The sequence below is a fragment of the Aeromonas caviae genome (assembly GCF_000819785.1).
Taxonomy (GTDB): domain Bacteria; phylum Pseudomonadota; class Gammaproteobacteria; order Enterobacterales; family Aeromonadaceae; genus Aeromonas; species Aeromonas caviae.
Window position 1 is genome coordinate 1 of sequence record NZ_CDBK01000018.1, and the last position, 17,136, is coordinate 17,136.

16 protein-coding genes and 1 pseudogene are annotated in these 17,136 nt (G+C 65.6%); 3 read left to right on the forward strand and 14 right to left on the reverse strand.

The window, feature by feature from the left end; translation table 11 throughout:
- Window positions 1-77: 77 nt before the first annotated feature.
- The 11 genes and pseudogenes from BN1120_RS02715 to BN1120_RS02765 form a co-directional block, all read right to left on the reverse strand.
- Window positions 78-167 (reverse strand): annotated as a pseudogene (locus tag BN1120_RS02715) (copper homeostasis protein CutC); the annotation flags it as partial.
- Window positions 168-205: 38 nt separating this feature from the next.
- Complete coding sequence (locus BN1120_RS02720; RefSeq protein WP_042014620.1) at window positions 206-931, reverse strand: copper homeostasis protein CutC; 726 nt, start codon at window positions 929-931, stop codon at window positions 206-208.
- A gap of 41 nt (window positions 932-972) precedes the next feature.
- Entirely contained in the window at window positions 973-1,875 is a 903-nt protein-coding gene (locus BN1120_RS02725; protein ID WP_041214715.1) for an ROK family protein, read from the reverse strand.
- A gap of 109 nt (window positions 1,876-1,984) precedes the next feature.
- Window positions 1,985-2,491, reverse strand: coding sequence for a GNAT family N-acetyltransferase (locus BN1120_RS02730; protein WP_039039287.1), 507 nt, complete (start codon window positions 2,489-2,491; stop codon window positions 1,985-1,987).
- Window positions 2,479-3,294 carry a M48 family metallopeptidase gene (locus tag BN1120_RS02735; RefSeq protein ID WP_010673474.1) on the reverse strand — a complete coding sequence of 272 codons (816 nt, stop codon included), beginning with the start codon at window positions 3,292-3,294 and terminating at the stop codon, window positions 2,479-2,481. Before BN1120_RS02735 ends, BN1120_RS02730 begins: the two co-directional genes overlap by 13 nt.
- A 152-nt stretch (window positions 3,295-3,446) precedes the next feature.
- A complete protein-coding gene (locus tag BN1120_RS02740) occupies window positions 3,447-4,421 on the reverse strand; it encodes a PstS family phosphate ABC transporter substrate-binding protein (protein ID WP_010673473.1) in 975 nt (324 codons plus the stop codon).
- 273 nt (window positions 4,422-4,694) lie between these two features.
- Window positions 4,695-5,990, reverse strand: a complete 1,296-nt coding sequence (phoR, locus tag BN1120_RS02745) for a phosphate regulon sensor histidine kinase PhoR (RefSeq protein ID WP_042014623.1) — start codon at window positions 5,988-5,990, stop codon at window positions 4,695-4,697.
- Window positions 5,991-6,062: 72 nt separating this feature from the next.
- Window positions 6,063-6,752: a phosphate regulon transcriptional regulator PhoB gene (gene phoB, locus BN1120_RS02750; RefSeq protein WP_010673471.1), complete on the reverse strand. Its 690-nt coding sequence runs from the start codon at window positions 6,750-6,752 to the stop codon at window positions 6,063-6,065.
- A 102-nt stretch (window positions 6,753-6,854) separates the two neighbouring features.
- A complete protein-coding gene (locus BN1120_RS02755) occupies window positions 6,855-7,265 on the reverse strand; it encodes a VOC family protein (RefSeq protein ID WP_010673470.1) in 411 nt (136 codons plus the stop codon).
- Window positions 7,266-7,333: 68 nt separating this feature from the next.
- A complete protein-coding gene (locus BN1120_RS02760; protein ID WP_042014624.1) occupies window positions 7,334-8,620 on the reverse strand; it encodes a GGDEF domain-containing protein in 1,287 nt (428 codons plus the stop codon).
- 283 nt (window positions 8,621-8,903) lie between these two features.
- Window positions 8,904-10,580, reverse strand: a complete 1,677-nt coding sequence (locus BN1120_RS02765; RefSeq protein ID WP_042014626.1) for a sigma-54-dependent Fis family transcriptional regulator — start codon at window positions 10,578-10,580, stop codon at window positions 8,904-8,906.
- Window positions 10,581-10,870: 290 nt separating this feature from the next.
- Between BN1120_RS02765 and exaC the strand changes: the two genes are divergently transcribed.
- Complete coding sequence (gene exaC / locus BN1120_RS02770) at window positions 10,871-12,388, forward strand: acetaldehyde dehydrogenase ExaC (RefSeq protein WP_042014628.1); 1,518 nt, start codon at window positions 10,871-10,873, stop codon at window positions 12,386-12,388.
- A gap of 51 nt (window positions 12,389-12,439) precedes the next feature.
- Here the strand turns inward: exaC and BN1120_RS02775 are convergent, their stop codons facing one another.
- A complete protein-coding gene (locus BN1120_RS02775; RefSeq protein WP_010673466.1) occupies window positions 12,440-13,234 on the reverse strand; it encodes an AraC family transcriptional regulator in 795 nt (264 codons plus the stop codon).
- 96 nt (window positions 13,235-13,330) lie between these two features.
- Between BN1120_RS02775 and BN1120_RS02780 the strand changes: the two genes are divergently transcribed.
- A complete protein-coding gene (locus tag BN1120_RS02780; RefSeq protein ID WP_042014630.1) occupies window positions 13,331-14,218 on the forward strand; it encodes a DMT family transporter in 888 nt (295 codons plus the stop codon).
- A 117-nt stretch (window positions 14,219-14,335) separates the two neighbouring features.
- On the opposite strand, the gene BN1120_RS02785 is transcribed toward BN1120_RS02780, so the two are convergent.
- Window positions 14,336-15,319, reverse strand: coding sequence for an aldo/keto reductase (locus tag BN1120_RS02785; protein ID WP_042014633.1), 984 nt, complete (start codon window positions 15,317-15,319; stop codon window positions 14,336-14,338).
- A 99-nt stretch (window positions 15,320-15,418) separates the two neighbouring features.
- On the opposite strand from BN1120_RS02785, the gene BN1120_RS02790 reads away from it, so the two are divergent.
- Window positions 15,419-16,327 (forward strand): LysR family transcriptional regulator, encoded by a 909-nt coding sequence (locus BN1120_RS02790; protein ID WP_042014635.1) that lies wholly within the window; start codon window positions 15,419-15,421, stop codon window positions 16,325-16,327.
- Window positions 16,328-16,441: 114 nt separating this feature from the next.
- On the opposite strand, the gene BN1120_RS02795 is transcribed toward BN1120_RS02790, so the two are convergent.
- Window positions 16,442-17,134 (reverse strand): response regulator, encoded by a 693-nt coding sequence (locus BN1120_RS02795; RefSeq protein ID WP_039039279.1) that lies wholly within the window; start codon window positions 17,132-17,134, stop codon window positions 16,442-16,444.
- Between the last annotated feature and the right edge of the window lie 2 nt (window positions 17,135-17,136).

Below are 17,136 nucleotides of genomic sequence, written 5' to 3' on the forward strand. Positions count from 1 at the left end.
TCGGTGATGTTGACCCGGCCATCGTCAGAGGTGCCCATGTTGACACCATGGGGCACCATGCCGCCGCACGGCCTGTATCAGGCCTTGTCCAGCAGTGCCCTCACCGCCGCGACCTTGGCGCCGTCGGTGATGTTGACCCGACCGTCGTCCGAGGTGCCCATGTTGACGTCACAAAGAGAGGCACCATGGCGCCGCACGGTCTGCATCAGGCCTTGTCCAGCAGTGCCCTCACCGCCGCGACCTTGGCGTCGTCGGTGATGTTGACCCGGCCGTCGTCCGAGGTGCCCATGTTCACACCATGGGGCACCATGCCGCCGCGCCAGCCCATGCCGGACATGTGCACTTCATTGACGCCGGTGAATTCGATGATGGTGCGCACGTTGTCGGCGTTGACCCCGGCCCCCGGCATCAGGCTGGCCCGTCCCGCCAGCGCCTGGTGCATGGCTTGCAGGGTTTCGAGCCCCGCCAGCGCGGTCGGCGCATGGCCGGAGCTCAGAATGCGCTCGCAACCCGCCGCGACGATCGTCTCGAGATCCAGCCGCCAGTCGGAGGAGAGATCGATGGCCCGGTGGAAGGTGACGCCGAGCGGCCCCGCCGCCTCGACCAGTTGCCGGAGCTTGCCTTCGGGTACCCGTCCATCTTCATCCAGCAGACCGACCACCACCCCTTGCAGGCCGGCGGCACGAGCGGCCGCGATATCCAAGAGCATCATCTCGAACTCGCCGTCGTTGAAGCAAAAATCTCCGGCGCGTGGACGGATCATGGCGTACACCGGCACAGTGGCGTGGCGGGCAGCCAGCTGCATAAAGCCATAGGAGGGAGTGAGGCCACCCAGCCCCAGCGCAGAGCAGAGCTCGATGCGATCGGCGCCGGCCGCCTGGGCGGTGAACAGGGATTCGAGGTTGTCGATACAGATTTCAAGACGGGTCATGATGACTCCTTGTTCGGGGAGATCAGACCCTCTGTCCGATCTCACAGATTGAGCAGGGCTGCACCGCGCACACCGCCGGCTCCACCGAAGCGGGCCTCGCGGATCGCCGGCAGGGCGACACCGGGCAGCAGGTGGCCGGGCAGACGTTTGGGCAACTCCTCATAGAGGGCTGGCAGGGCGCTCAGGCCGCCCCCCAGCACCACCACATCGGGATCAATCACCGAGATGGCGGTGGCGAGGCCAGCGGCGATGATCTCGAGCCAGCAGTCGATGGTCGAGAGGGCCGCCGCCTCACGGGCATCGGCACGGGCGACGATCTGGTGGCCGCTCACCCGTTCCCCATGAACATGGTGGTATAGCCGCTCCAGGCCCGTACCCGACGCATAGGTTTCGAAACAGACCAGGCGCCCGCAGCCACAGCGAGGACGGGGCAAATCCGGGTATTTCATCAGGATGGTGGCGGGCAGCGGGTAGTGACCTATCTCCCCCGCCAGCCAGTTGCGCCCCTGGATGAGCTTGCCCGCCAGATAGACGGCGCCGCCGATGCCGGTACCTATGGTGACGCCGAGGGCGCTGCCAGCACCGTCTGCGGCCCCCTGATGCACTTCCGACCAGAGGAAACAGTTGGCGTCATTGTCGACCTTGACCGGTCGGCCCAGCAGCTCGGCCAGATCCGCCCCCAGATGGCGGCCATGGATGGCGGGCAGGTTGGCCGCCACTATGCTCCCGTCGAGGCGATTGAGGATCCCCGGAAACCCGATGCCGACAACCCCTTTCACCCCGAAGCGCGCATCAGCCGCCTCGACCCGCTCGCGGATCAGCTGCTGCAACCCTTCGTAATCATTGCCGGGAGTGCTCATGCGCTCCTCGTGACAGAGATTCAAGGCGCCGTCATACACAGCGAACGCTATCTTGGTGCCGCCAATGTCAAATCCGTAGTACATGCCACACTCCCTTGCGGTGGACCCGGCCACCTCAGTCTGTCCAGATGGGGCACATTGTATTAATTCGCAAAAAAAATAAAGTGACCGGGGGCGAAAAACGGGAGCCAGCTCAAAGCAAACGGAACATTTGTCGCTGTTGGCAAGGTTGTCCGAGGCTCATCAGGGTACGCTCCTGACCGTCGAACATGAAGCCGCGGCGCAGGTAGAATCCCTCGCCGATGTGATTGCCATCCAGCAGCCAGAGCCTGACGCACTCGCAACCGGCCCGGCGCATCTGTACCGCCACCGCCTGCCACAGCCGTTTGCCATGACCCTGACGCCAATGATCGGGATGAAGGTAGAGCGCACGGATCCGCGCCGTCATCAAGCCTTCCTCCAAAGAGGGCTGCCAGTAGAGCAGGCCGATGACCACGTCGTCCTGACAGACCAGCATGGGAACGGGGCCGGGCTCGGCGAGCCGATGTCGCCAGATCTGCAGGTGGTCGGTCACCGCCAGCTGGGCCAGCATGTCGGCCCCCAGCACCTCTCCGTAGGCCGCCAGCCAACTCGCCCGCTGCATCACCGTCATGGCGGCGGCATCGGCGGGACGCGCCAGGCGCAGGCTTACGCCTTGCACTGGGGAACCAGCCCTGATGCTTTCGCCTGCTGGTACAGGGGCTGCACTTCGGCCTGCTGGGCCTGCAGGTTGGCGATCCGGCTCTGGTCGCTGGGGTGGGTGGAGAGCAACTGGGGCGGTGCCTTGCCACCGGAGGCGGCGCTCATGTTCTGCCACAGGGTGACGGCTTCGGCCGGGTTGAACCCGGCGCGGGCCATCAGCTCGAGGCCGAGCCGGTCCGCTTCGCTCTCCTGGGTTCTGCCGTAAGGCAGGGCTATCCCCACCTGGACCCCGAGGCCCAGGGCGGCCATGGTGGCAGCACCCCCGAGGCTGTCGCTGCTGCCGATGGCGGCGTCCGCCACCGCCAGCCCGATACCAGTCAGCTGATCCCGGGAGAGGCGCTCGTTGGAGTGCTGGGCCAGCACGTGAGTCAGCTCGTGACCGATGACGGTGGCGAGCTGGTCCTGATTCTTGGCGACTTTCAGCAGGCCGCTGTACACGCCTATCTTGCCGCCGGGCAGGGCGAAGGCGTTGATCTCCTTGGAGTCGAACACCACTACCTCCCAGCTGGTGATGCCATAGCTGGCAGGCACCTGGGCGGTCACCGCCTTGGCCACGCAGCCCACATAGGCATTCATCCTGGCATCCGTGCTCACCTTCTCCTGCTGCTTCATCTGGGTGAAGGAGTCGGCGCCCAGCTGGTTCATCTGCTGGGGGGAGAAGAGCAGCATCTGGTTGCGACCGGTCGGTGACTGGGCGCAACCGGCCAGCAGGGCGCTGCACAAGGCCGTCAGGGCCAGTCTGGAGAGGGAAGATGCGCGCATGAGAGGGTCCTTTGCCGTGAAGTTGCCCTATTCTCGGAAATGCCGCCGCCCGGCGCAAGCCGGGCGCTGCGCCCTGCGACCAAAAAGATCCTGGGGCGCACCAATGAAAACGAGCCCGCATGGGGCTCGTTTTTCTGCAAGGGCATGTTCTGTTACATGATGCCCAGCTTCTTCAGGTCGGCCTGAACCACCTTGGCCGGGACCGGCACATAGCCGTCCTTGGCAACGATGGTCTGGCCCGCCTTGGAGAGCATCATCTTCACAAACTCCTGCTCCATCGGGGAGAGCGGCTTGTTCGGATGCTTGTTCACGTAGACGTACAGGAAGCGCGACAGCGGGTACTTGCCGGTGATGGCGTTGTCGGAGTTCGCCTCGATGAAGGTCTTGCCATCCTTGGAGAGCGGAACGGCACGTACGCCGGAGGTGACGTAGCCGATACCGGAGTAGCCGATGCCGTTCAGGGAGGAGGAGACGGACTGTACCACGGAGGCGGAGCCCGGCTGCTCGTTCACGCCGCTCTTGAAGTCACCGTTGCACAGGGCGTGTTCCTTGAAGTAACCGTAGGTACCGGACACGGAGTTGCGACCGAACAGTTGCAGATCCTTGCCGGACCAGCTGCCGTCCAGACCCAGATCAGACCACTTGGTGGCCGCCTTGGCTTCGCCGCACTTGAGGGTGCTGGAGAAGATGGCGTCGATCTGCGACATGGTCAGCCCCTTGATGGGGTTGTCCTTGTTGACGAACACGGCCAGGGCATCGACAGCGACGCGGATGGCGGTCGGCTTGTAGCCGTAGCGCTTCTCGAATGCCTCCTCTTCACCAGCCTTCATGGCACGGCTCATGGGGCCAAACTGGGCGACGCCCTCGGTCAGGGCAGTCGGTGCGGTGGAAGAACCGGCGGCCTGGATCTGCACGTTGACGTTGGGATACATGCGCTTAAATTCTTCGGCCCACAGGGTCATCATGTTGGCCAGGGTGTCCGAGCCGACAGAGGACAGGTTGCCCGAGATGCCGCTGGTCGGTGTGTATTCCGGCAGGTCTTTATCCACACCGGCAGCCAGAGCGCTGACAGAAAACAGGGTTGCTGCGGTGAATCCGATGACACCAGCCAGTTTGTTGAGTTTCATCCAATCTCTCCAAGTCCAAGGTTGCAGAAGGCAATCGTCAGGTTGACGTCTAAACGTGGTTGACACCCGATCGCAATGATCCGTGGGCCAGCACCACTCCTTCTCCAGTGTTACAGAAGGTCCGTTCTTTAAGACGGCGCCAGTATCTGGCCTGGCAGTGACAAATTTATGGAATTTATATGACACTTTGATGACATGGGCCGAGAGTGGCCCGGATGAAAAAAGGGCTGCGATGCAGCCCTTCTCTCGTTGCTAACACATTGACACAAAATATTATTTCACCAGCACCATGCGGGCGGGAATGAGAAAGCTGAAGCGGCTGCCCGCACCGACCCGGCTCTCGATATCGAGATGGGCATCGTGATGACTCAGGGCATGCTTGACGATGGCAAGGCCGAGCCCGGACCCTCCGGTGTGGCGCGAGCGGGCCTTGTCGACCCGATAGAACCGCTCGGTGAGCCGCGCCAGATGCTCGGGGGGGATCCCCTCCCCCTCATCCTGCACCGCAAACAGCGCCATGCTCCCCTGCTTGCGCCACTCCACGGTGATCTTGCGCCCCGCCGGGGTGTAGTGGATGGCGTTGTAGACCAGGTTGGAGACGGCGCTGCGCAGCTGATCCTGATCCCCGCGCACCAGCAGATTGGGCTGGACCATGAAGACGATCTCGTGGGCCCGCTCGCCGGAGAGCGCCCGCGCCTCCTGCTCCAGCAGCCCCAGCATGGCGGGCATGTCCACCAGATGGGAGAGATCCACGGTGGGCGCCGCCTCGATGCGCGACAGGGTGAGCAGCTGGTTGACCAGATTGTCCATGCGGATCGTCTGCTCCATCATCACCTTGTGCGCCTTGGCCCACATGGCGGGGGGCGGCGGCTCCTCGGTCATCTCCAGATACCCCTTGAGCACGGTGAGGGGGGTGCGCAGCTCGTGAGAGACGTTGGAGACGAAGTGCTTGCGCGTCTTCTCCAGGCTGCGCAGCCGGGTCACATCCCGCACCACCAGCATGGCCTGGTCCTCCGCATAGGGCATGATGCGAAATTCGAGGAACTTCTCCTCGTTGATGGGGGAGTGCATCTCGAACGGCTCGTCATACTGCCCCTTGCCCAGATAGGCGACGAAGGCGGGGTGACGGATCAGGTTGCCGATGTGCTGGCCGGCATCCTCGGGCCAGCGAAAGCCGAGCAGTTGCTCCGCCAGCCGGTTGCACCAGAGGATGCTGCCGTCGGTGCGAAACACCACGGCCGCATCGGGCAGCGCCTCCGCCCCTTCCCGAAAACGGCGGATGAGGCCCGCCAGCTCCCGGCGCCGGGCCCGGTGACGCTGCTGCAACTTGTAGATGCCGTTGAAGATGTGCTCCCAGCTGCCGCTGCCGTGGGGCGGCACCAGGCTGCGATCGTGCCACAGCCAGTCCGACAGCCGCTTCTGGAAGCGGTAGTGCCAGACCAGGTGCAGCACCGTGGCCACCAGCAGGCAAAGAACGAGATGATCGATTAACCAACCTACCAAGACGAAGGGGCTGTAGAAGAACGCCATTCGCCACAACTGTCGCCGCCAGGCGTAAGGTTGCAACATTAAGATCTCCTAGAGACAGCAAAGAGCCGGGTCCAATGCCCGCCAGCAGGGGCTGGCGGCACTGGCCCAGACCTAGAGACGGGTCGAGAAGCGGTAGCCGGCCCCGCGCACCGTCTGGATCAATCTGTCGTGCCCCGTCTCTTCGATGGCCTTGCGCAAGCGGCGAATGTGCACGTCCACGGTTCTGTCCTCGACATACACATTGGTACCCCAGACGTTGTTGAGCAACTGTTCGCGGCTGTAGACCCGCTCGGGGTGGGTCATGAAGAAGTGCAGCAGCTTGAATTCGGTCGGCCCCATGTCGAGAGCCTTCTCCTCGGCACTGACCCGGTGGGAAACGGGATCCAGCTTGAGCCCCTGCACCTCGATCACCTCGTCCACCGAGGTGGGAGAGACGCGGCGCATCACGGCGTGCAGGCGGGCGGTGAGCTCCTTGGGGGAGAAGGGCTTGGTGATGTAGTCGTCGGCACCGGCCTCGAGCCCGCGCACCTTGTCCTCTTCCTCGCCCCGGGCGGTCAGCATCACCACCGGGATCTGGCGAGTCATCTCATCCTGCTTGAGCTGCTTGAGGAACTGGATACCGCTGCCACCTGGCATCATCCAGTCCAGCACGATGAGTTCGGGGTAGGGTTCGCGCACCTTTGCCAGTCCATCGGCGTAATCTTCTGCTTCTACTGTTTCATATCCCTTCTGCTCAAGCACGAAGCAGAGCATTTCGCGGATCGGTGCCTCGTCCTCGACCACCAGAATTCGCTTAGCCATATCCCTTCTCTCTCCTCTGTGAAGATGGGTGCGCCAATTATTAGAACTTTCTGTGACACTTTTATGACTTTATGACGGGCGGGATGATAAACGTTTTCAGATTCAGTTGGCAGCAGCGAGTTGCAGCAGGTCCCAGCGATTGCCACTGATGTCCTCGAACACCACCACGGTACCGTAAGGTTCGAGGCGCGGCTGTTCACAAAAATGAACGCCATAGGCCTGCATCCGCTCGTAATCGCCCCAGAAGTCGTCTGTCTCGAGGAACAGGAAAACTCGACCGCCCCCCTGGCGACCGATGGCGGCGCGCTGCTCCTCGTTGGCCGCGCGAGCCAGCAGCAGGGCGGAGCCGGGAGCCCCCTTGGGAGCGACCCGCACCCAGCGTTTGCCCGGTTTGCCGGGCTCGTCGAGGGGGGTGTCTTCCAATAGCTCGAAGCCCATTCCCCGGGTGAAAAAGGCGATGGCCTCGTCGTAATCCGCCACCAGCAGCGTCAGGGCGCCAATGTGTTGTGCCATGGAATCTCTCCTCGGATGGATGATGGGGCGCATGATAGCCCCGCCCGGCCATGGGCTCCAGCGCCGGATCAGTCGGGCGCCACCTCCACCCGGTTGCGACCATTCTGCTTGGCCTGATAGAGCGCCTCGTCGGCCCGCTTGAGCGCCTGCTCCAGGCTATCCTTGCGCCGCTCGGCCACCCCGAAGGAGGCGGTGATCCCGAGCCCCAGCGGCCAGTGCCTGTACCCCTCCAGCGCCCCTCTCAGCCGCTCCGCCAGGGCGGCGGCCCGTCCCTCGTCGTAATGGAGGCAGACCAGCACGAACTCCTCCCCACCCCAGCGCACCAGTCGGCACAGGCTGTCACAATGGCGCAGCAGCTCGCTCACCATGTGCTTGAGCACCTCGTCCCCCACCGGGTGGCCGTGACCGTCGTTGACTCCCTTGAAGTGATCGATGTCGATGTAGATGAAGGAGAGCGGCATCTCGCCGAGCTCCCCGAGCAGCTTTTCGCCGCCGAGCCGATTGAGGGCCCCGGTCAGGGGATCGTAACGGGCCTCCTCCTCGGTACGCCGGTTCTGCTCGCACAGGCTCGCACTCAGGGCTTCAGCCGCGAGGCGCGCCTCCCTGGCCTTGCGCAGCCGATCACCGAACATCAGATTCTGGACCAGGAAGAGCAGCACGCCGTAGACAAGCCACCCCAGCAGCAGATAGCGATAGAAGTCCCCCGGCTTGCACCAGCGGCCATAGAACTCCAGCCGCTCGAGCCGCAACCGGTACTCCCCCGGCAACATCTTGTCATCGGAGGCGATCTCGATGGCGTAGACATGGTGCAGATCCGGCCCCTGCTGGACCAGCGGAATGTCGTACTGCTGCACCCACCAGGAGCTGGGGGCGAAGACGTTCAGGGGGACATCCTGCTCACGACCAAAATCCCTGGCGGTGAAGAGCACTTCGTTGAACTTGTGGGAACTCTCGTCTTCCCGCGTCGAGTAGACGGGATCGTAGTTGCGCAGATAAAGGCGCCAGGCCTGTACCCCCTGCCCTTCTACATCCAGCCTCACCCGCACCCCGGTGAAGCCGGAGAGATCCAGCCCCCGCTCGGGGTCGGTCAGGGTCAAAACCAGCTCGCAGAAAGGATAGGCATATTGGCTTCGCAGGGTGCACTGGATGGCGGGTCTGTCGCCCCCCTGACTCAGGGTGGCGACGGAGGAGCCCTTGTGGGCCCTGTCATCCTGGGCACGCACGGACAAACCGGCCTGGCTCAGGATGTCGAGCCGCCGCTCGGGTCCGAATTCGAATATCGCCATGGCCAGCAGGCTCGCCGCCAGCAGGCACCAGAACAACAGCGTCGTCATGCGGGAATAAGAAGGGATCATCGGCATCACACCTGAAAAAGGGCTTTTACCCTACACCTTGAAGCGCCGGACCGCGCTGATCCAGATCCAAGGTTATTACACGCGCCGCACCGGGCGCAGACGGGTGCCGACTAGCCGGCACGGGCCCCATGGGGCGCAAGCGGCATCGGCCAGCAGCCGGGAGAGAGGCGGGGGGCCTCGTCGGTCGTAAGATGGATCATTGCGCACTCCCTGCGATGGAAACATAACGAAAAAACGTCCTTGCCACCGCAGTCTACACAAGCGCTGGACGGCGCGACACCCGTTACCCCTCCTCCCGCAGCGCCCGATAGAGGGTGGTGCGACTGATGCCAAGACGGCGCGCCGCCTCGCTTACGTTGCCGCCGCACTCTGCCAGGGTCTGCTGCACCCGCTGCCGGCTCTGCTCGCGCAGGGTATTCCCTCCCAAAGGTGAGCTCGCTCCCCCCGCCACGGCGGGCAGATGCAGATGGGCAGGTTCAATCCAGCCCTGCCCCTCTGCCAGTACACAGGCCACCTCCAGCGCCTGTTTGAGCTGGCGCACGTTGCCGGGCAGTGGGTGGGCCAGCAACCGCTGCTCCGCCTCCCGGCTCAGTTGCAGTGCCGGGTCCATCTGGGCGAGCAGGTTCAGGATCAGCCCCTGACGCTCGGGCACCGACCAGGCCCGCAGGGGGGCCAGTTGCTGGCGCCAGCCACAGATGCGGTAGTAGAGATCTTCGCGAAAGGTGCCGGCCGCCACCATGGCCGCCAGATCCCGATGACTGGCGCTGACCAGCCAGAAATCCACCGCCTCGGGTCTGTGGCTGCCCACCGGGGTGACGACGCGCTCCTGCAACACCCGCAGCAGCCGGGTCTGGGCCTGGAGCGGCAGCTCGCCAATTTCATCCAGCATCAGGATGCCGCCGTGGGCGGCGCGCAGATAGCCCTGGCTGCCCTGGCTGCGGGCACCGCTGAAGGCCCCCCCCACGTAGCCGAACAGCTCGGCCTCCACCAGCTCCGCCGGAAGGGCGCCGCAGTTGACGCACACCAGAGGCCGCGCCCGACGGCTCGATCTGGCGTGCAGGGTGCGCACCAGGTGCTCCTTGCCGCTGCCGGTCTCCCCCTCGATGAGCAATGAGATGCCCCGCTCCAGCATCTTGAGCGACACCTGCTGCGCCTGCGATCCCCCCTCCTCAACCGCGCTCGGCAGGGGAAGCCTGGCGGCGCGCTCCCCCGCCTCCGGCGCCAGCCGCAGGCCGCGGCGTTCGCGCAGCAACTGCTGGCCGTCGAAGGGGTGCTGGCCGAGCCAGAGCCGACCGGCCCGGTTGGCCCCGAGCAGCTCGCCCCCTTCCCCCAGCAGCAGGCGGGCAGACCAGAGGCTCTGGGGATCGAGATCCACCAGCCAGCCCGGCTGGCGGGCCAGCAGGGCGTTTTCCAGGGTCATGGCCAGGAGACGCACGGTGCCCAGCATGTCGCCGCCGTGGTGGGCCGCATCGGTGGAGATGTCGAGCACGCCGAGCAGTTGCCCGTCCGGCCCGAGCAGGGGGCAGGCGCTGCAACTGAGAAAACTGTGCTGGGCGAAGAAGTGCTGCGCCCCCAGCACCTGCACCTCGCTCTGCTCGGCCAGCGCGGTGCCGATGGCGTTGGTGCCCTTGCTCGCTTCCCCCCAGCGGGCGCCGCTGCGCAAAAAAATGCGCTCGGCATGGCGGGCAAACCGATCGTCTCCGCTCACCGCGAGGATGGCCCCCTCGCCGTCACACACCAGCAGACGACAGGGTCTGCCCGCCAGCAACTGGCCAAAGAGCGGCAGCACGAAGCGCTGGAAGCAGGCGATGAGCGTCCTGTGCTGCTCCTGGCGAGCCGACAGCTCCCCCTGGGGCAGCAAGTCCAGCTCGGCGCTCTGCTGGCGGCTCAGCCCCTGATGCAGGCAGCGCTCCCAGGAGCGCTGGATTGGGCTGGCACCGGATTGAGGCAACTCGCTCATCACACCTCCTTCTACACACTCGCGAATAGGGCCGCCTTGGGGAAGCGCCTTCATCACGTCTCCTGTTCACAAACGGCACAGTGTCACACCCGATGTTCCGAAACGGCACAGTTCGGGGGCCGTCCAGGGGGGCACTGGTTAACCAAGATACCCCTTGGCACCCCGTTTGATAACGTTTTTGCAACCTTTTTGTGTAGAGCGCCACCCGCTGGCACGCCCCTTGCGATGACAGGAAGCAACCGGACTGCCCGCCAGGCCGGTCAGGACCACACACACATAAGGATGATGAGATGATTTATACCGCTCCCGGTCAGGCAGGTGCCCTGGTCAGCTTCAAATCCCGTTATGACAACTTCATCGGTGGCGACTGGGTGGCGCCGCGCGCCGGCCGCTATTTCGAGAACATCTCGCCGGTGGATGGCCGGGTGTTCTGCGAGGTGGCCCGCTCCGACGCCGCCGACATCGAGCTCGCCCTGGACGCGGCCCACAAGGCGTTCGCCAGCTGGAGCAAGACCAGCGTCACCGAGCGCAGCAACCTGCTGCTGCGCATCGCCGATCGCATCGAACAGAACATTGAAGTGCTCGCCGTCGCCGAGACCTGGGAGAACGGCAAGGCGGTGCGCGAGACCCTGGCCGCCGACCTGCCCCTGGTGGTGGATCACTTCCGCTACTTCTCCGGCTGCATCCGCGCCCAGGAGGGCTCCGCCGCCGAGCTGGACCAGAACACCGTCAGCTACCACTTCAAGGAGCCCATCGGGGTGGTCGGCCAGATCATCCCGTGGAACTTCCCCCTGCTGATGGCCGCCTGGAAGCTGGCCCCGGTACTGGCGGCCGGCTGCTGCAGCGTGCTCAAGCCCGCCGAGCAGACCCCGGTCACCATCATGCTGATGATGGATCTCATCAAGGACATACTGCCCCCTGGCGTAGTCAACGTGGTCAACGGCTTCGGCGCCGAGGCAGGCCAGGCGCTCGCCACCAGCAACCGGATCCAGAAGCTGGCGTTTACCGGCTCCACCGAGGTGGGCGCCCATATCCTGCGCTGCGCCGCCGACAAGCTGATCCCCTCCACCGTGGAGCTCGGTGGCAAGTCCCCCAACATCTACTTCGCCGACGTGATGCAGCACGAGAGCAGCTACATCGACAAGGCGGTGGAAGGGATGCTGATGACCTTCTTCAACCAGGGGGAGGTGTGTACCTGCCCCTCCCGCGCCCTGGTGCAGGCCAGCATCTATGACGACTTCATGGACCGGGTGCTGGCCCGCGCCCGCACCATAGTGCAGGGCAACCCCCTCGACACCACGACCCAGGTGGGGGCCCAGGCGTCCCGCGAGCAGTTCGACAAGATCCTGAGCTACATGGAGATCGGCCGCGGCGAAGGGGCCAAGATGCTGCTGGGCGGCGGCCCGGCCAAGGTGAGCGGGCTGGAGGGGGGCTTCTACATCCAGCCCACCATCTTCTCGGGCCAGAACAAGATGCGGGTGTTCCAGGAGGAGATCTTCGGGCCGGCGCTCGGGGTCACCACCTTCAAGGACGAGGCGGATGCCCTGGCCATTGCCAACGACACCCAGTACGGGCTGGGGGCGGGCCTGTGGACCCGGGACAGCAATCTGGCCTGGCGCATGGGGCGCGGCATCCAGGCCGGCCGGGTCTGGGTCAACTGCTACCACGCCTACCCGGCCCACGCGGCCTTCGGCGGCTACAAGAAGTCGGGGATCGGTCGCGAGACCCACAAGATGATGCTGGACCACTACCAGAACACCAAGAACCTGCTGGTGAGCCACGACATCAACCCCCTCGGCTTCTTCTAAGCCCATCCCGTGATCCACAAGGGCGCCTGCGGGCGCCCTTTTTCATGCGGTTCAGGCCACGGGTTGGCCCAGTTGCTGGCGATAGCGCTGGGGGGCGCAGCCCTGTTCGCGCTGGAACATGGCGATAAAAGCCGAGGTGGAGGCGTAACCGAGGCGCCAGGCGATCTCCTGCACCGGCATCTCGCCCCGCAGCCAGTCCAGCGCCTTCACCAGCCGCAGCCGGGTGCGCCACTGGCCCAGGCTCATGCCAAGCTCCTTCTGGCAGCGCCGCGCCAGGGTGCGCTCCGTGGTGTGCAGCGCCCTGGCCCACTCCACCAGCGTGCGGTTGTCCTCCGGCGCCGCCTGCAATGCCGCCAGCAAGGGTGCCAGCAGGCGATCCCGGCTCTGGGGCAGGTAGCTCGGCTGGCAACGGGTGCGGGCCAGCTTCTCGATGAAGAGCTCACCCTGACGGGCATCCCACTCATCCTCCATGTGGCCGACCCGGCGCTGGGTGAAATCCTCCAGCAGGGCCCGCAGCAAGGGGGTGAGCGCCAGCAGCTGGGGTTCCCGTGGCAGGCGCGGCGCCAAGGCGTGGCTCACGTAGATGGAGGTGTAATCCAGGGTCTGCTCGTTGAAGGCGGTGTGGGGCAGGTCCGCCGGCACCCAGATGAGGTAGTCCGGGGGCGCCACCAGCCGCTCTCCCCCCACCTCCACCACCATTACCCCCAGGCTGATGAGGCTGAGCTGACCCCAGGGGTGGGCGTGCTCGGCGCAGGCGTTGCCCCCCTGGATCTGGCTGTAGCGAAAGTAGAGGGGGTTGGGGTCGGCCAGCAGGCGATCCTGCTCGGCCAGGGTGAGGGTGCCCATGCAGATTGTCCCAAAGCGGTTATGACATGTCTTATTTACGCTACTTACCTCGTTCAAGACAAGGCTAGACTCTCCCCATCGTACCAAGGAGTGCTTATGCCTTTTCTCTTCCCCCTGCTCGCCATCTTGATCTGGGCCGCCAATACCGTGGTCTCCAAGGCCGCCGCCGGCGTGCTGGATCCCGCCGCCATCTCCTTCTATCGCTGGGTGATCGCCGCCCTCGCGCTCTCTCCCTTCTGCCTGCCGCAGCTCTGGCGCCGCCGGGCCGACATCCGCCCCTGGCTCGGCAAGCTGCTGGTGCTCTCCCTGCTCGGCATGGTGCTCTACCAGTGCCTCGCCTACTACGCCGCCCACAGCACCTCGGCCACCAACATGGGGGTCATCGGCTCCCTGCTGCCCCTGCTCACCCTGCTCATCGGGGCCTGCTGCTTTGGCCAGAAGCCGGGCAAGCAGGCGCTGCTCGGCATGAGCCTCTCCCTGTTCGGGGTGCTCTGGCTGCTGGGTCAGGGCAACCCCCTGGCACTGCTGCACAGCGGCATCAACCCGGGCGATGGCATGATGCTGCTGGGGGCGGCCAGCTATGCCCTCTATGGCCTGCTGATCCGCCGCTGGCAACTGCCGTTCGGCCCCTGGCTCAACCTCTACCTGCAGATCCTGCTGGCGGTGCTGCTGCTCATCCCGGTGGCCCTCTCTGCCGACTCCCTGGTCATTCCCGCCCAGGGCTGGAGCATGGTGCTGTTCGCCGGCCTCGCCTCCTCCATCTTCGCCGCCTACTGCTGGATGCGCGGCCTCGCCACCCTGGGGGCGGAGCGCACCTCGGTCTTCATGAACCTGATGCCCCTGTGCACGGCCCTCATCGCCGTCATCACCCTGGGGGAGCCCATCCACGGCTATCACCTGCTGGGGGGCGGCCTCATCCTGACCGGGGTCATGCTCTCCCAGCTCAAGCCGAGGGTACGCCGTCCTCTGCCGGAAGGGGCATAAGCCATCGCCGTGGCAGCATAAAGAAGGGAGCCTCGGCTCCCTTTGTCATTTTCTCGCCCAGGTGGTGCCCTCAACGGAGCGAGCAGGCCAACCCGGGGCGGGCTGAGTGCGAGCCGCTCATGCGTTCACCCCCTTCATCCCCTCGGCGGTATAGCGCTCCCCCGCCACCGGCAGGGTCCGGATGGCCTGTCCCAGGGCCCCGAGCTCCGCAGGCGTAAGGCGCACCGAGAGGGCGCCGAGGTTATCCTCAAGGTGGGTCAGGCGCCGGGTGCCGGGGATGGGCACTATCCCCTCCCATTGCGCCAGCAACCAGGCCAGGGCTATCTGCGCCGCCGAGCATCCCTTCTGCTGCGCCAGGGCCATGACCGCCTGCACCAGGGTGCGGTTGGTGGCGAGGTTGTCCTCCTGAAACCGCGGCAGACCGGCCCGAAAATCCCCCTCCTCGAACACCGCCTCCTGCTGGTAGCGCCCGGTCAGAAACCCGCGCCCCAGGGGTGAGTAGGCCACCAGACCAATCCCCAGCTCCCGGCAGGCGGGCAGCACCGCCGCCTCCACCTCCCGCGTCCAGAGGGAGTATTCGGTCTGCACCGCCGCCACCGGGTGCACGGCATGGGCGCGCCTCAGGGTGGCCTCGCTCACCTCGCACAGACCGATGCGGGCTATTTTGCCCTCCTGTACCAGCTGCGCCAGCCCGGCCATGGTCTCCTCGACGGGATGGGCCGGATCGAGGCGGTGCACATAGTAGAGATCGATCTGCTCGATGCCGAGGCGGCGCAGGGAGCCCTCGCAGCTCTGGCGCGCATAGCGGGCGCTGTTGTCGAGGGTACGCCTGTACTCCCCGTGCTGGCGCACGATGCCAAACTTGGTGGCGACCTTCACCTGCCCCCGCCGGGTCACGAGAAAACGCCCGATCAGCGCCTCGTTGTGGTGGGGGCCGTACATGTCGGCGGTGTCGAGCAGGTCGATGCCCCGCTCCACCGCCTCCGCCAGCACCCGCAAGGACGTCTCATCGTCCCGCGGCCCGTAGAATTCGCTCATCCCCATGCAGCCCAGCCCCAGGGCAGAGACCTGCAGGTTGGCTCCCAGTGTTCGTCGTTGCATCGCATTTTCTCCCTGACAAGTTGCAGGGGAGTATGGCCTTCCGAAAATGAATGAGATATAGAGATAACTGGCAACCTATCTTCCGATTATGGAAAAACCATGCACGATCCCCTGCTCTGGGACGACGCCCGCGTCTTCCTGGCCATCGCCCGCAGCGGCACCCTGAGCGATGCCGCCCACGCCCTGCGCATGGGGGTGGCCACCGTCTCCCGGCGCCTGGACAGGCTGGAGGCGGCCCTCGGCATGCCCCTGTTCAGCCGCCACCAGCAGGGCTATCGCCTGACCGACGACGGTGAGGCCCTGCTGGAGCGGGCCGAGGCGCTGGAACATGCGGGGCTGGCCTTTGGCGAGGCGGGGCAGTTGCAGGGACAGGTGGCCGGCACCGTGCGCCTCGCCACCGCCGAGAACCTGGCCAATCCCCTCATCATCCCCTCCCTGCCGACGCTCTTTGCCCAGCACCCCGAGCTGAGGGTGGATCTGGTCACCGGGGTGCAGACGGTGAACCTGCACCGGCGCGATGCCGATCTCGCGGTGCGCATGGTCAAGCCCGATGCCGGCCACCTCACCCTGCGGCGCCTGGGCACCCTGGGCTTTGGCCTCTACGGGACCGGCGCCTACCTGGATGCCCGCAGCCCCGGGGTGGATGCCGCCAGCTTCGATCAGGATGACTTCATCGGCTGGAACGAAACCCAGAGCCACCTGCCCGCCGCCAGATGGATGACCCGCATGCTGCGCGGCCGCCCCTGTCGGGTGGAGACCGGCACCCTGGCGGCCCAGCTCGCCGCCGCCCAGGCCGGTCTGGGGCTCGCGGTGCTGCCCCACTACCTGGCCCGCCAGACGGATCTGGTCTGCCTGCTGCCGGAGCTCGGGGTGGATCAGCCCATCTGGCTGGTGCTCCACAGCGATCTCGCCCACTCCCGGCGGGTGCGGGCCGTGGCGGATCACCTCATCGCCCTGTTCGAGCGCGCCCGCACCGCCCTGCACCCCTTCTCGGGCGACCCCAGATAGAGGGGCCGGGTCGCATCGGGGCGAAACAAAAGGGAGCTCAAAGGCTCCCTTTTATCTGCGCGGCCTGCGCAGCATGGTGTGCGCGGCCTCTTCGGCGTTGTGCCTGCGGCGGGGTCACGACTCCCGGCGCCAGTGGTAGCGCCGCTCCGGGCGGCCACGCTGGCCGTAGTTGAGCTCCACGTCCAGCCGATCTTCTGACTCCAGAAACTCCAGGTAACGGCGGGCCGTAGTGCGACTCAGGGAGAGGCGCAGGGCCACGGTGTCGGTGGAGAAGGTGTTGTCCGGCTCCCCCGCCAGCAGATCAAGCACCTGTCGCAGGGTGATGGCGTCGATCCCCTTGGGGGTTTCCCGCGCCTCCCGACCCTGGTTGCGCGCCTTGCCCATCAGGCGGTCCAGGTCGCTCTGGGCCAGCTCCCCCGGCTCGCACAGGCGGCGATGCAGGACCAGGATCTCCTCCAGGCTCTGCTGGATGCGAAACAGCCGCAGCGGCTTGATGACGTAGTCCTGGACGCCCAGGTTGAGGGCCTGCTGTATGGTCTCCACGTCGCAGGAGGCGGTCACCATCATCACCATCACCTCCCGGTTGTGGCTGCGCAGCCGGCTCACCCACTCCAGGCCCGAGCCATCGGGCAGGGAGATGTCGACCATCAGCAAGCGGGGCTCGCTCCCCGCCATCAGGCGATCCGCCTCGGCCAGGGTGCCGGCCCGCCCCATCAGGGAGAACCCGGCCGTGGAGGAGACCAGCTCCCCCAACATGGCGCCTATCCGCTCGTCATCCTCGATAATCAGCGTGAAGATTGGCTTCATGA

Bases quoted from the DNA above. Each gene is read 5' to 3' on its own strand.
- BN1120_RS02790 (WP_042014635.1), top strand. From the start codon at position 15,419: ATGCACGATCCCCTGCTCTGGGACGACGCCCGCGTCTTCCTGGCCATC.
- BN1120_RS02760 (WP_042014624.1), bottom strand. From the start codon at position 8,620: ATGATCCCTTCTTATTCCCGCATGACGACGCTGTTGTTCTGGTGCCTG.
- BN1120_RS02735 (WP_010673474.1), bottom strand. From the start codon at position 3,294: ATGCGCGCATCTTCCCTCTCCAGACTGGCCCTGACGGCCTTGTGCAGC.
- BN1120_RS02780 (WP_042014630.1), top strand. From the start codon at position 13,331: ATGCCTTTTCTCTTCCCCCTGCTCGCCATCTTGATCTGGGCCGCCAAT.
- BN1120_RS02795 (WP_039039279.1), bottom strand. From the start codon at position 17,134: ATGAAGCCAATCTTCACGCTGATTATCGAGGATGACGAGCGGATAGGC.
- BN1120_RS02765 (WP_042014626.1), bottom strand. From the start codon at position 10,580: ATGAGCGAGTTGCCTCAATCCGGTGCCAGCCCAATCCAGCGCTCCTGG.
- BN1120_RS02785 (WP_042014633.1), bottom strand. From the start codon at position 15,319: ATGCAACGACGAACACTGGGAGCCAACCTGCAGGTCTCTGCCCTGGGG.
- phoB (WP_010673471.1), bottom strand. From the start codon at position 6,752: ATGGCTAAGCGAATTCTGGTGGTCGAGGACGAGGCACCGATCCGCGAA.
- BN1120_RS02775 (WP_010673466.1), bottom strand. From the start codon at position 13,234: ATGGGCACCCTCACCCTGGCCGAGCAGGATCGCCTGCTGGCCGACCCC.
- BN1120_RS02755 (WP_010673470.1), bottom strand. From the start codon at position 7,265: ATGGCACAACACATTGGCGCCCTGACGCTGCTGGTGGCGGATTACGAC.
- phoR (WP_042014623.1), bottom strand. From the start codon at position 5,990: ATGTTGCAACCTTACGCCTGGCGGCGACAGTTGTGGCGAATGGCGTTC.
- BN1120_RS02740 (WP_010673473.1), bottom strand. From the start codon at position 4,421: ATGAAACTCAACAAACTGGCTGGTGTCATCGGATTCACCGCAGCAACC.
- BN1120_RS02725 (WP_041214715.1), bottom strand. From the start codon at position 1,875: ATGTACTACGGATTTGACATTGGCGGCACCAAGATAGCGTTCGCTGTG.
- exaC (WP_042014628.1), top strand. From the start codon at position 10,871: ATGATTTATACCGCTCCCGGTCAGGCAGGTGCCCTGGTCAGCTTCAAA.
- BN1120_RS02720 (WP_042014620.1), bottom strand. From the start codon at position 931: ATGACCCGTCTTGAAATCTGTATCGACAACCTCGAATCCCTGTTCACC.